This window comes from Cytobacillus sp. T106, from assembly GCF_040492155.1.
Classification (GTDB): domain Bacteria; phylum Bacillota; class Bacilli; order Bacillales; family Cytobacillaceae; genus Bacillus_AB; species Bacillus_AB infantis.
The window spans coordinates 25986-38355 of the sequence record NZ_JBEUMK010000010.1 but is presented as its reverse complement, the minus strand read 5'-3'; the positions used below and the strand labels follow the sequence as shown (position 1 = coordinate 38355).

14 protein-coding genes are annotated in these 12370 nt (G+C 44.1%); 7 read left to right on the top strand and 7 right to left on the bottom strand.

The features are described 5' to 3' along the window. The first annotated feature begins 12 nt into the window (after positions 1-12). Positions 13-1008: a TIGR03943 family putative permease subunit gene (locus ABU165_RS17085; protein ID WP_148949324.1), complete on the top strand. Its 996-nt coding sequence runs from the start codon at positions 13-15 to the stop codon at positions 1006-1008. A gap of 26 nt (positions 1009-1034) precedes the next feature. On the opposite strand, the gene ABU165_RS17080 is transcribed toward ABU165_RS17085, so the two are convergent. Then, positions 1035-1556 (bottom strand): DinB family protein, encoded by a 522-nt coding sequence (locus ABU165_RS17080; RefSeq protein WP_009793363.1) that lies wholly within the window; start codon positions 1554-1556, stop codon positions 1035-1037. 153 nt (positions 1557-1709) lie between these two features. Next, on the bottom strand, positions 1710-2288 hold the full coding sequence (locus ABU165_RS17075) for an O-methyltransferase (protein WP_253617156.1): 579 nt from the start codon (positions 2286-2288) through the stop codon (positions 1710-1712). Between the two features lie 139 nt (positions 2289-2427). Here ABU165_RS17075 and ABU165_RS17070 point away from each other — a divergent pair, with 139 nt between their 5' ends. Further along, the gene (locus ABU165_RS17070; RefSeq protein WP_156917013.1) at positions 2428-2601 is read left to right on the top strand and encodes a DUF4083 domain-containing protein; all 174 of its coding nucleotides are present in this window, start codon (positions 2428-2430) and stop codon (positions 2599-2601) included. A 36-nt stretch (positions 2602-2637) separates the two neighbouring features. Here ABU165_RS17070 and ABU165_RS17065 read toward each other — a convergent pair whose 3' ends face one another. Further along, entirely contained in the window at positions 2638-3207 is a 570-nt protein-coding gene (locus tag ABU165_RS17065) for a DUF6434 domain-containing protein (RefSeq protein ID WP_318060316.1), read from the bottom strand. Between the two features lie 151 nt (positions 3208-3358). Between ABU165_RS17065 and ABU165_RS17060 the strand changes: the two genes are divergently transcribed. Both ABU165_RS17060 and ABU165_RS17055 read left to right on the top strand, forming a co-directional pair. Continuing rightward, entirely contained in the window at positions 3359-3862 is a 504-nt protein-coding gene (locus ABU165_RS17060) for a DUF2243 domain-containing protein (RefSeq protein WP_009793358.1), read from the top strand. Next, the gene (locus ABU165_RS17055) at positions 3849-4649 is read left to right on the top strand and encodes a cytochrome c oxidase assembly protein (RefSeq protein WP_035402279.1); all 801 of its coding nucleotides are present in this window, start codon (positions 3849-3851) and stop codon (positions 4647-4649) included. Before ABU165_RS17060 ends, ABU165_RS17055 begins: the two co-directional genes overlap by 14 nt. Before the next feature lie 57 nt (positions 4650-4706). Here ABU165_RS17055 and ABU165_RS17050 read toward each other — a convergent pair whose 3' ends face one another. From ABU165_RS17050 to ABU165_RS17035, 4 genes are all read right to left on the bottom strand, one after another. Then, on the bottom strand, positions 4707-5555 hold the full coding sequence (locus ABU165_RS17050; protein WP_224950600.1) for an STAS domain-containing protein: 849 nt from the start codon (positions 5553-5555) through the stop codon (positions 4707-4709). 232 nt (positions 5556-5787) lie between these two features. Continuing rightward, positions 5788-6621 carry an STAS domain-containing protein gene (locus ABU165_RS17045; RefSeq protein WP_009793355.1) on the bottom strand — a complete coding sequence of 278 codons (834 nt, stop codon included), beginning with the start codon at positions 6619-6621 and terminating at the stop codon, positions 5788-5790. Positions 6622-6725: 104 nt separating this feature from the next. Continuing rightward, entirely contained in the window at positions 6726-7637 is a 912-nt protein-coding gene (locus tag ABU165_RS17040) for an aminoglycoside phosphotransferase family protein (protein WP_318060317.1), read from the bottom strand. Beyond that, positions 7637-8533: an alpha/beta fold hydrolase gene (locus ABU165_RS17035; RefSeq protein WP_129612652.1), complete on the bottom strand. Its 897-nt coding sequence runs from the start codon at positions 8531-8533 to the stop codon at positions 7637-7639. The genes ABU165_RS17040 and ABU165_RS17035 overlap by 1 nt, the downstream gene beginning before the upstream one ends. A 361-nt stretch (positions 8534-8894) precedes the next feature. Here ABU165_RS17035 and ABU165_RS17030 point away from each other — a divergent pair, with 361 nt between their 5' ends. The 3 genes from ABU165_RS17030 (at position 8895) to ABU165_RS17020 (ending at position 12163) form a co-directional block, all read left to right on the top strand. Further along, positions 8895-10145, top strand: coding sequence for an MFS transporter (locus ABU165_RS17030; protein WP_318060318.1), 1251 nt, complete (start codon positions 8895-8897; stop codon positions 10143-10145). A gap of 138 nt (positions 10146-10283) precedes the next feature. Then, positions 10284-10796 (top strand): DUF3231 family protein, encoded by a 513-nt coding sequence (locus ABU165_RS17025; protein ID WP_094767687.1) that lies wholly within the window; start codon positions 10284-10286, stop codon positions 10794-10796. A gap of 617 nt (positions 10797-11413) precedes the next feature. Next, positions 11414-12163: a class I SAM-dependent methyltransferase gene (locus ABU165_RS17020; protein ID WP_318060319.1), complete on the top strand. Its 750-nt coding sequence runs from the start codon at positions 11414-11416 to the stop codon at positions 12161-12163. Positions 12164-12370: the final 207 nt, after the last annotated feature.

The window sequence follows — 12370 nt, the reverse complement described above, 5'->3', positions numbered from 1 at the left end:
GAGGGAGAATAAATGGTCATACACTATCAGCAGGGCTTGAGGGCATTGATACTGCTTATCTTTTCTGCATTGATTTTCAAGCTGCATTATACAGGAGAGATCAGCAAATATATCAATCCCAAATATGAGAGCCTCAGCCAAATTGCATCTGTTATTTTTCTGGTCCTGTTTTTTATTCAAATCACACGTATATGGGGACAAAAGGAAAAAAAGCATCATCATCATCATCATCATGGTGAAATGGGATGCTGCCATCATGATGATGGAGGCCATGACTGCGGGCACCATCATGATCATGGCACCTCCCCTTTTACAGCAAGAAAGCTGCTATCCTATACGATCATCATCTTCCCCTTGATCACGGGCTTCCTCCTCCCGCCCAAGGTGCTGGACGCATCAATTGCGGATAAAAAAGGGGGAATGGCCATTTTATCGCATGGAAAGCAGAAGGCTGACCAGAGTAAAGCGGCAACAGAGGAGAATCAGACTGACCAGAATGAAGCAGCAAAGGACCAGCTAGAGGTTAAACAGGGTGACACTATAGACGAAAATGAACCTGATCCAAATCTGGAAGATCAGCCTGTTATGACAAATGACGAATACACCGCATACAAAAAAAGACTGGCAAAAAGCAATAGCATTCTTTTGAACGACGATGTATATGCCGCCTATTATGAGAGCATGCATGAAGATCTGGACAGCTATCTGGGGAAGGAAATAGAGCTGATGGGATTTGTCTATAAGGAAGAAGGCTTTAACGAGGACCAGCTTGTCATCTCCCGTTTCCTTGTTTCCCATTGCGTGGCAGATGCAAGCATCGTCGGCTTTTTATCACAATTTCAAGAAGCTTCAGGGCTGGAAGCTGACAGCTGGGTGAAAGCAAAAGGAATAATTGAGATGGCTGAATATAATGGTACAATGCTGCCGCTCCTTAAAGTGACAGAATGGGAATTGATCAGTGAGCCTGATCAGCCATATATTTATCCGATAACAATCAAGGTTATATAAGAGGGCGGACTATGATCCGCCCTTTTTCATGCCTGCCCGTCCGCAAGCCTTTTTATAAGCTTAATCTGACCTCTATGGCTGACTTCATCCTCGATGACGTGAAACCACATCCAATAGTGATTATATGCCAGCCCATTTTCCCAGTGATGATCCTTAAGGAGCCAGGCTTCATCTGCGTCCTTCAGTTTTTCCAATGTGTTTCTCCGGACTTCATCAAGTTCAGCCAAGTAAAATGCCAGATCATTGCCTCTATACTTTTCTCTGGCCTGGTTTCCCAGTTCCAATGCGGTTTCCCATTTTCCTCTTTCATCCTCATTTAAGTCCCTTTGCTCAAATGTTATGATGGTGTGGACAAATTCGATCGCAGCCATGTGCATCAGCAGGGCACCGATTGAATTAGAGGCCTCTTCGATCAAAAAATCGAGCCGGAATTGATCCAGGCCCTGGATTTCACTAAGTGTTACAGACCTGGAATGTTCAAGCATACTCACCACATCAGCAACTCTGCTGCGGTATCCTGCAGCAGGCTTTATCCGGTAATCAATCAATAGAACTCCCCCTTAAACATCGACTATTATCATCCTATCAGTCAAGCAGAAAATGATAGACTGACTATTGGAGAATTTACAAGGTATACTTAAATGGACCATATGATCCACTAGTACTGCACGGCATATTAAAAACGGATTCCTCGAGTGAATCTATCCTTTTTTAACCGCAATGATTGCTGCGCATTTGGATGTGAGTAAAATTTCCGCTGAAGCCATTAAAGCATGATGAAACCCGAATTCCCGCACTGTATCAGGCTTTCCCTTCCATTCCTCAGGAAAATGCTCTTCAGGCGTGAAATCATCCATAAACAGCACCCCATTTTGATCCAGCATTTTTATCAGATCTTCACCTTCTTTTTGTTTGGCTGAAGCAGCATCAGCAAAAATTAATTTGAATGGCCCGTGCACCGCTGCCTCCTTCCAGTCGCCATGAAGAAAAATTGCCTGTTTATGATGAATGCCGCCTCTGACTTTTTCTATCCTCTCAAATGAATTGTCTATTGATACCAATTCAGCTTCAGGTGACAATCCCGAAAGAATCCAGGCGCTTCCAACACCAAGCCCTGTTCCGATTTCCAGAATTCTTCCTTGGCCTGCCTGAGCAGCCATAACAGACAGTAGCCTCCCAGCTTCATCTTTGCATGATTGTTCAAAGCCTTCATTGAACGCTGCCTCTTTTCTTTGCCGTACTATGTCCGGAATACCACGATCTGTATATTCGTTTATCATGAAGTAATCCCCTTTTACAATTGTCATTACCTTACCAATCAAATTTTTAGTGCTGCCCTAAATCTTTCGTTTGTAAATTATATCCCATCAATAAACAGGATAAATGCTATACTGGAAAAAAAGAAAGGTTGTGGAAAGAATGTTTAACGGTGGAGATCTTATATTCCAGATTCTTATGTTAGCCGTAATGGCTGGAATGGTTTTTGCTGTCTATTTCCTGGTCCGCTGGATGGTTATAGGAAAACCCGAATCCAAAATGGAGCAGAAACTGGACAGAATCATCGAGCTGCTTGAGGAGGACAAAAAAAGCTAGCCTCCCCTGCCGGCCGGCCCGGAAATATGGAGGAATCTATTTCGGGGACTTATATTCATTGCTTCCTGGCCTGCTTTTAATTAGCATCCACGCTGCAATAGCCTCAGCTCTGCTTTTCCCCTGGTTTTTTTGGTCTGCATAATAATCACGGATAAACCGGTTGTATTCGAACTGCCGGCCAATCTCACTCTTATACGAAGGATCCTTTTTCCGGCTTTCTTCCTCGTGCCACGCTGATACAGCATCATTATAGGTCTTTCCGGGATTATGCTTAAAATAATCTTGTATGTAAGTAGAAAAGTGAAAATGTGAACCTATGACACTCTTGAAAAAAGCACGGACTTCCTGTGAGCAAGTATGATTTTCAGAAATGACAGTATCAAGGCTTAATGGGGCTTTGGCTGCACGTCGCTTTGGCCTTCTTTTTATTATTGGACCTTTCTTCTCCCCTGTAGTCAGATATATCCCAATCCTTTCCGACAGCTCCGCCTTTCCGCCTGACGTACTCATCCCTTCTTTCCTGCAGAAAGCCTGAAGCTCTGTTTTCAGCCAATAATATTCACTGAATTCTTTATAGCTTATTTTACTGGTAAGTTCCGGCCTCATTTAACCCTCCACTATTTTTATTTACATTACCATTATAGAACAAACGTTCCTTTGAAACAAGGTTTAAGGAAAATAATTCCACTGCTTAAATATGCGTTATTATGGGTAGATTGGTGAGAAAAGGACTTTTTAAAGGATAGGAGGCTGGCTGATGGCAAGAATGGACAAAACCCTTTCCCAGATCCAGGCCAAGTTTGCCGGCAGGAATCTGGGTTCTGGTGCTTTGTTTGGCGTTGGTCTGGCAGCTTTTTTGGATGAAGCTGTTTTTCACCAGCTTTTACACTGGCACCATTTTTATGACCTTTCCACCACAGCCGCAGGACTGGTTTCTGACGGATTTTTTCATGCTTTCAGCTGGTTTGCTACGGTAGCAGCTTTATTTATGCTTGCAGACCTTCGCCGGCGGGCAGCCTGGTGGCGGAAGAGATGGATGAGCGGCGTCATGCTGGGTTCAGGCGGCTTTAATTTTTATGACGGGACTATCCAGCATAAGTTAATGAGAATTCATCAAATTCGCTATGAGGTTGAAATATTGCCTTATGATCTGGTTTGGAATGCTATTGCGCTCTTTTTCATTCTTTTGGGAACCACGCTTTTCCTGAAGACGAACAAACAGCTGCGAAGGGCAGGTGCTGCACCAGATGCACGGCAATAGCCATCAGCACCACGAAGCAGTGGGTAGTACTGGGTTAAACGCTTCCCAAGGTGCCCTTATTGTGTTTTTTGTTTGCCTGCTTCTCATGTACCTTGCAGTCCAATTTTTCGGGAAACGTGATTGGCCTTTATACAGGACAGCTCTCTGGGCTGCCGGAATCCTTTGCTGTATAGCGGCGGCAGGTCCAATAGCTTCCTGGTCCCACAATCATTTTCCGATGCATATGATGGGCCACCTGCTCCTCGGGATGCTCGGCCCCCTGCTGATGGTCCTTTCCGCACCTGTCACATTATTTTTGAGAATGCTGCCTGCCCGATATGCGAGAAAGGGGGCCAGATTGCTAAAATCGCGCTTATTTAGGTTCGTTTCCCATCCGGCAATTGCGGCAATCTTAAATATTGGAGGGCTTTGGCTTTTATATACAACCGATTTGTTTACAAGGATGCATGAACAGCCTCTGCTTTACCTGCTGGTGCATTTGCATGTTTTTCTGGCAGGATATCTGTTTACGGCTTCGTTTATCTCAATTGAGCCTTCTCTGCATAGAAAGAGCTTTATGCTGAGGGCAGCCATCCTGATTACAGCCCTGGCCGGCCATGGCATATTATCAAAATATCTATACGCCCATCCCCCGGCAGGTGTATCAATTGATCAGGCTCAGAGCGGCGCAGTCCTCATGTATTATGGCGGCGATTTGATAGACCTGTTCATCATTATTTTTTTCTGCCTTGAATGGTATAAAGCGAGGCGCCCGAGGGAAGCCGGAATTGGCACCGCACCATCTTAGCATCGAGGCGCCGCAGAAAGAAAAGAGCACTGCCAGCTGGGCAGTGCTCTTCTCTTTCTATAGAACGTTTTGTTTATTCAGACGCGTCAGCGCCTTTTTCAGGCTGCCAAGGAAGACAAGCCCGTCCACCTCAAGTCCCAGATTAACCATAGTCTGTGCTATTTCAGGACGGATGCCGGTAAAGATCACCTTGATGCCAAGAAGCTTGAGTGCATCAGTTACTTTAAAGAGCTCATTGGCCACCATTGTGTCCACGATCATCACACCTGATATATCAAGAATCAAGTGTGAAATACCCAAATCTCTAGACTTTTCAAGTGTTTCTTCCATCAAAAGCTGTGCCCTGTCAGTATCAATATCACCAATCAGCGGGAGGATGGCCACAGAGTCTGTGATCGGGACAACCGGTACAGAAAGCTCGAGGAAAGCCTTTTTAGAATTATTCAATGTTTCTGAATATGATTTAACATACGCAAGGCTGAAGGCATGTACCGCTTTATCCAGCAATGGATCAATTGTTTCAATTATTTCAAAAACAGTGTCTGCTGCCAGTGCATTTTTAAGTACTTCTGTTTTGATTACTTTCCATATGTATTTCCTGTATAAAGCCGTATCCATGAGCGCCTCATCCAATGACACTCCTTGAACACACAGATTCTTTCCTGTTTCGGCTCCCCAGTTTTCAAAAACTCCTGAAACTTCTTCCCCTTCGGAAGTTTTGATAAGGCTATCTCCAAACATACTGATAAAATCAGCTCTTAAATTCAAAATCACTGTTTCATATTTGCTGAGTTCTTCTCTTTCTGTAGCTGTCAGATCAGCGAATCGCTCTGTTTGGACCTGTTTGGCAATCTGCATTTTTTCCTGGTTAATTCTTTCCCCTATGTGTGCAAGTTCTCTTGTCATAAGCTCCCCCAACATGAATATACAAAAAATCTTTTTTTAGTTTATTTTATATTATTATAATGCTACCATTTCAAATTTCCTAGCTTTTCGATAACTAATTATGCTTTTTTCCAATATACCTTTAACCGTTTTTTTGGATGATTAAACACTTTTTGAAAAATATATATGCTGCCGGATACCTGTGAAAATACAGAAAAGGAAGCTGCAGAATGACAGCTTCCAGAGGGTGGATTTATTTAAGTGAATTGATGGCTCTCTCCAGGGTGGAAGTAACACTGATCCTGTCGAATGAGATTCCCAGCTGCACTGCCGTCTGGGCAATTTCTGGCCGGATGCCAGATAAAGTGCTCTTCACGCCAATCAGTGTAAGCGTCTCTATCAGCTGAAAAATCTGATGGGCAACCATAGTATCAATCATGACCACCCCTGACAGGTCGATGAACAGATGGTTAACCTTTTTCTCATTGCATTCGAGCAGCGTGTGCTCAAGGATGAACTTGGCTCTTGCCGTATCGATATCGCCTACAAGCGGCAGCAATGCTGCATTATTATTAAGCGAAATGACCGGCGAGCTGAGTTCATTGATCATTTCCTGGCTGGCCTTGAGTCTGGCCTCAGAAAATTTATGGTTTTCCTGTGTGAACCAGGTCATCACCTTGCTGAACGCCTTGATGATCAATCTGTTCCAGGTGTTGATCTGCTCCTGAGTATACTTGCCTTCATTTTCTCCGGTAAATTTTCCAACCAAATCAAGATACTGTTCCTGGGTGTTAAAGAACTCTCTTAAAATAAAGTGGACTGGAGTGCTCAAGTGCTCTTCATCCTGGGCTATAGAAAGAATCCACTGCTCAAATTCATGGAAAAACTGATCTTCATCCATGATAAAAATTTTGCAAAAATGCTCGTGGAAATCATGATTTTGCTGCTTGATTGTACGAATAACATTTGGATTGGTCGAGCTGTATACTCCTTTTGGATCACTTTTGTCCAAAGAAGCATACCAGTCTTCTGTTAGCTGCCATGTTTTATCTACTAAGTATTCATGTAAATCTTCATTTCTATGCATAGCTTCCCCTGAGACCTCTCTATTTAAGATATTTTTCCTTTACTATTGTAGCATTTCTGCTTACAAGGGTCATCTTTTAAACTGCATTGGAAAGTTAATTCCTTTCAGGCATTCCTGCTTTTGTTGAGCATCTCTTTAAATGCCCAAATACTGTTAAAAAAAGAAGGTTCGCAGCGGCCATTTTCTTTCCAGCTCCATGAAGCCGAGAGGATCGAATGGGCATATCCCCAGCTGATCAGCTTATCCCTTTCCAGGCCGGCTTTCTCAGCGAATAGGTTAATCCTTTTTGAGATGATAGATTCAGCATTTGTTTCAGGCAGCCGGTTGAGAAGGTACTGTGTAACATCGTATTCCTTTTCTCCGATCAGCCCTTTTGGATCGATGATGATCCAGCCATTTTTCCCGCCATCCAGGATATTATAGTGATGCAAATCTCCATGAAGAAGGAAATTGTCTGCTGTATTCCTTATGTTCTCAGCAAATATGCTGTTTGCTTCATTCAGCATTGAAGCTGTTATTGGTCCCAGCCCTTCCGGATTTTCACGGAGAATCCGCTGAAGACTTTGATGCCGCTCCTCCATCCCAGGCAAATCAGACGAATCCTGTGCAGGAACCCAAAGGTTCTTCATCAGATTTGCGGCAATCCCAGCGGCTTCTTCGTCGTCTACAACTCCAGCGAGAGTTGAACCTGGGGACACCTTTTCAAGGAGGAGAATGCCTTTTTCCACGTCAGCTTCAAATATTTTCACGACGCCCGGCCCTTTAAGCTGCTCCAGGGCATATGCCTCTCCTTTTGATTCCCCGCTGGGTACGGAGAGTTTCAGAACTGCCTCTGTTCCATTTGCCATGATAACGGGCGCCGCAAAATTATAGGAAAGCTTATAATACTCCCCTATTTTAAGCTTCCACCGCCGCTCGCATTCTTCTATTAAATCATCAAAGTTAGAAAGCCATTGTATGCCTTTCTCTTTATGTACATTTATAATGGTTCTTTTAAACGCTTCTGGCAAGTCCATTAAGAAGATAGCCTCCCTGATTTGAAGCTTTTATAAAAAGATTTGACGGCGTCTGCAGCCTGGAAGGGAAACTGCAGCCAAACATACGCATGCAGTGAGTCGGGGATATAGGTAATGTAATGTTCCCGGATAAGGGAAGAAAAATGCTGGATGCTTTTTTCCGCCAGTCTGTTTTCAGACTCCTCCTGGCTAGGCAGCAAAAGAACAGGACAGCTGATTTTACAGTAATAGTCTTCCAGCCTGATATCCCAGCATGACGAAATAAAGCCGGCTAGGACATTCTTTGTAAAGCGATTCGCGAAGTATCCGTTTACTTTTTGTTCCATCGTGCTTCTTATAAATGTTTCTGTATGTCTGTTCCAGATTTTAGCTTCCTTGAATTCTCCTTTCATTGACGAAAGATACTCTTCAGCTGACGAGTAAACAAGCTCTTTTTCATTATAAATGCTTGCCAGGAGCTCTGTTCTTTCTATCTCTGCTTCTTCTTTTGTTCCTTCCAGCAAGCTGTATTCACCCCAGCGATCATATAAACCGCCTTCACAAACAAGCGACTGGACCATTTCGGGATGGGAGGCTGCGATGCTGAGCCCCACTTCTGCCCCCATGGAGCTTCCAATGATATGGCAGCATTCAATGCCTAATTCATTTAAAAGCAGGATGATATCATCAGCCATTTCTTCAATATGGTAGCCGCTTTCAGGTTTTTCCGATTTACCATGTCCCCTCATATCCGGTGCAATCACACTATAGTCTGCAGAAAAATGCGGTAATATTCCATGCCATGCCTGCCATGTTCCTCCGCTGAAATGCAGGCACAGAATGACTGGTTTTTCAGAAAGACTATGAGCCACATTCAAACTTATACCATTTGGCAATTGAACTCTTCCTTCCTTCATGACAGTCCCCTTTCCCGTTCTATTCTCGAATTAGGGTAAATCCCCATTCAACCTTAATGATTATTTTAAACTTTCTGTAATCAATTTCAAATCAATAACCTCTGCTGAATATGTCGATTTATTATTCAATCCCTCCTCTTGCCTTCCCCTCTAGATTCCGGTAATATATGTATATTAATTTACCGGAAGGGTGACAAAGGGCGATGAACAACTAATTCTTTTTGGAAAATGTTCGTAATTCATTTATACGATTCTTTTCTGGATAGGATTGGTGCATCCCTTTGTTACAGTAAGCAGAATCCCTCTGCTCTGCTTTACACCCAAGGAGCCTCCTGACCAGAAAAAGCCAGGAGGTTTTTTTATGACAGAAAATATGCTTGCAGAAAAAGCAGGCTTCGGAGCGCTGTTTCAAAATCGCGTTATCAGAACCATCCTGCTGTCCGTCTTTTTCCTGCAAATCGGGAGCTGGGTCCGTAATTACTCAATCCTTCTTTATGTAATTGAAAAAACAAATGAAAACCCGGTAGCCGTGTCTCTTATATCAGTCGCCGAATTTGCGCCGATCTTCCTGTTTTCTTTTATCGGAGGAACATTTGCAGACAGGTGGAGGCCGAAAAGGACTATGGTATGGTGCGATTTATTAAGTGCTTTGTCCATATTTGCGGTGCTGCTGACCTTGCTCTTCGGAAGCTGGAAAGTGATCTTCTTTGCGACGCTTGTTTCTTCGATCTTATCCCAATTTTCCCAGCCTGCCGGCATGAAGCTTTTCAAGCTGCATGTACCGGCAGAATTGGTTCAGATGGGAATGTCTATTTACCAGACTGTATTTGCGCTTTTCATGATTCTTGGACCGATTATCGGAACCTTTGTCTATCAGCGTTTCGGAATCATGACAGCCATTGCTGTTATGGGTATAGCTTTTATCCTCTCTGCCCTCATTCTGCTTATGCTGCCAGCTGACAGGGAATTGGATGAAACATCTGAAAGAAAATCACTGTTCCAGGAAATGAAGGATGGCTTCCGCTATGTCTGGAGCAGCAAGCCGCTTACCCTGCTCGGAGGCTGCTTTGCGGCTGCCGGCCTTGCTATCGGCCTTACCCAGCCGCTGGGCGTCTTTCTCATAACTGACAGGCTTGGCCTGCCAAAAGAGGAGCTGCAATGGCTGATGACTGCATTTGGAGCCGGCATGATACTTGGCGGAGGCATTACTATAGCTCTTTCCAAGAAGGCTCAGCCCCAGCTGCTTCTTGCGCTTGGAATGGCAGCCAGTGCACTCGGCTTTATAGGAATGGGGCTGTCCACCGCTTTCTGGCTCACACTTGCTGCACAATTTTTCTCCGGACTGTTTATGCCGTGCATCCATATCGGCATTAATACGATGATTCTTCAAAATACAGAAGAAAACTTTATCGGCAGGGTCAATGGCATCCTGAATCCCCTCTTTATGGGAGCAACCGTCATTACCATGTCGATGTCCGGCTGGCTGCTCAGCAAGCTTTCCATCGTACTGATTTATGAAGCTTCAGCTGTGCTTTTGGCGGTTGGAATTCTTATCCTCCTGCCAATCATGGGCAGAAGCTCCGTTAAATCCGGGGTGAGCGAAAAGATTTAATATCAGCTTGAGGCGATTTAGCCTCAAGTTTTTTTCTTTTTAAAAAGATGAAATGAATTCCAGGCAGATTGGCAATACTACCCTTGTGCTTAACAGAAAGGCGGCACTCTGATGAGAGATAACTTAAGGAGGTTTATGATGGGAATTTTAAGCGGCAACCCGAAGGAAGAACCGCTGCATTATGGCGAAGTATTTAGTATCTGGTCCTCCCAGCTTGCAGGAAATGCAATGATTGCAGGTTATCAGACCATGATGAACCATGCAGGTGACGATGATCTTAAGAAGCTGTTGACTGAAGCGATTGAACTCGGCAAAGAAAATCGCAGGCAGGTAGAGGAATTGCTGAAAGAAAATGGAGTAGGCCTGCCGCCGGCACTGCCTGAACGGCCGGATGCCTGCCTGGATGACATCCCGGTTGGCGCAAGGGTTTCCGATATGGAGATAGCGGGAACACTTTCTGCTGATATTGCAGCAGGTCTTGTTGCCTGCAGCCAGGTTATAGGTATGTCAATCCGTGAAGATGTAGCTATGATGTTTGGACAGTTCCACATACAAAAAGCCCAGCTTGGCGCCAAGGTTTTGCGCCTGAATAAAGAAAAGGGCTGGCTGATCCCTCCTCCCCTGCATCTGTCTAAAGGGAAGGACTGCTAACTGCTAATCCAGTTCAGCTGTCCAGATTATGAGCTTTACTTTACTAATAAAATCAGTCTTGAGCCGTATAAAAATACAGCCGGGGCTGATTTTTGATTTCTGCAGAATTTCTTACACTAATAATAGAAAATGAGTGATAAGGAAAACTCTGATATGGCCGATAGTTAAAATACGCTTGTTTGCTCTGAATTGTATTTCCAGGGGTTATACTTGATCGCGCTCTGGCTGCTGTTTTAATCATTGTTTCTGATATGGAAATATTGTTTTTAGAGCTTCTTTAATAAACATCTGTTTTAGCATGATCAGCTGAGTGTCATTCAGGCGTTTCTTCCTTATTGCCGCCTTCACAAAAGCGAATACTTCCTTTTCTCCTGACTAGTCAGTCCGGCTGGCAGTCTTCTTGACATGGCATCATCCCAGGTTGCTTTCCTGGTTACATCTGCTGCTTTCCATTACTCGCCATCTCTATGACACTGCTGAAAATCTTGCTTAAACAAAGCGAATAGACTAATTTTCCCTAAGATTTAAAGGAGAATATTGGAAGTGCACCGAATATTGATAGAGGTTCCTCAGGTCAGCATGAGAGCCATTTTATAATTGGATAAAGGATGATACTTATGAAAACAGAAATTCTAGAGAAAAACAAAGAAAGCTGGAACCTTTCAGCAGAGCGCTTTTTTGGCCGAAATCCGCTCCCTGAGTATGGTCCCCTGGCCCCTGTAGAAGATGAACTGAACCTGCTTGGCGACCCTGCCGGGAAAAAGGTGCTGGATATCGGCTGCGGCAGCGGGCATTCTCTTCTCTATATGGACAGGCGGGGTGCGGCCGAGCTTTGGGGCATTGATTTGTTGCCGAAGCAGATCCATACGGCACAGCAGGTGCTCGGCGGTGCTGCAGCGCCAGTAAGACTTTTTGAATCCCCTATGGAGAATGATCCGGGGCTCCCTAATCAATATTTTGATATTGTCTATTCCATCTATGCTCTCGGCTGGACAACGAGCCTCGAGGAAACGCTGGGTAATATCCACAGGTATTTAAAGCCTGGCGGCACTTTCATTTTCAGCTGGGAACATCCCTTTTTCAGCAGAATCAGGAGCAAAGATTCCTCCATTATTATCGATAAGCCTTATCACGAAGAAGGCATTTATAACCATGAGGGGTGGAATACGCCTGCTTTTATGCAGCAGTATAAGGTAAGCACCTATATCAATGCGCTGGTCAGCCAAGGTTTTAAAATCGAGAGAGTGATAGAAGAAGCATGTCTATCAGAGGAAGACAGGAAAAGGCACAGCAACCGCTGGTATTCCTATGAAAAAGCCCAATATCTTCCGACAACTATCATTATTAAGAGCACAAAAGCTATTTAAAGGATAAGAGCCGGGTACGCCCATGAATCTTACTGCTTCATATGCAGCATCTTCACCGCTGCTTTGTATAGTCTTTTGTAACTATATGGGATTAAGAATATTAATGCGGAAACCGGCATGAATTATGGCAGATATGGAAAGATTATTGCCTAAACAGGCCCGATTATAGGCATATCAGGCATGATTGTGAAGGTATCCGGAATGATC

Bases quoted from the DNA above. Each gene is read 5' to 3' on its own strand.
- ABU165_RS17085 (WP_148949324.1), top strand. From the start codon at position 13: ATGGTCATACACTATCAGCAGGGCTTGAGGGCATTGATACTGCTTATC.
- ABU165_RS17075 (WP_253617156.1), bottom strand. From the start codon at position 2,288: ATGATAAACGAATATACAGATCGTGGTATTCCGGACATAGTACGGCAA.
- ABU165_RS17070 (WP_156917013.1), top strand. From the start codon at position 2,428: ATGTTTAACGGTGGAGATCTTATATTCCAGATTCTTATGTTAGCCGTA.
- ABU165_RS17065 (WP_318060316.1), bottom strand. From the start codon at position 3,207: ATGAGGCCGGAACTTACCAGTAAAATAAGCTATAAAGAATTCAGTGAA.
- ABU165_RS17060 (WP_009793358.1), top strand. From the start codon at position 3,359: ATGGCAAGAATGGACAAAACCCTTTCCCAGATCCAGGCCAAGTTTGCC.
- ABU165_RS17055 (WP_035402279.1), top strand. From the start codon at position 3,849: ATGCACGGCAATAGCCATCAGCACCACGAAGCAGTGGGTAGTACTGGG.
- ABU165_RS17050 (WP_224950600.1), bottom strand. From the start codon at position 5,555: ATGACAAGAGAACTTGCACACATAGGGGAAAGAATTAACCAGGAAAAA.
- ABU165_RS17045 (WP_009793355.1), bottom strand. From the start codon at position 6,621: ATGCATAGAAATGAAGATTTACATGAATACTTAGTAGATAAAACATGG.
- ABU165_RS17040 (WP_318060317.1), bottom strand. From the start codon at position 7,637: ATGGACTTGCCAGAAGCGTTTAAAAGAACCATTATAAATGTACATAAA.
- ABU165_RS17035 (WP_129612652.1), bottom strand. From the start codon at position 8,533: ATGAAGGAAGGAAGAGTTCAATTGCCAAATGGTATAAGTTTGAATGTG.
- ABU165_RS17030 (WP_318060318.1), top strand. From the start codon at position 8,895: ATGACAGAAAATATGCTTGCAGAAAAAGCAGGCTTCGGAGCGCTGTTT.
- ABU165_RS17025 (WP_094767687.1), top strand. From the start codon at position 10,284: ATGGGAATTTTAAGCGGCAACCCGAAGGAAGAACCGCTGCATTATGGC.
- ABU165_RS17020 (WP_318060319.1), top strand. From the start codon at position 11,414: ATGAAAACAGAAATTCTAGAGAAAAACAAAGAAAGCTGGAACCTTTCA.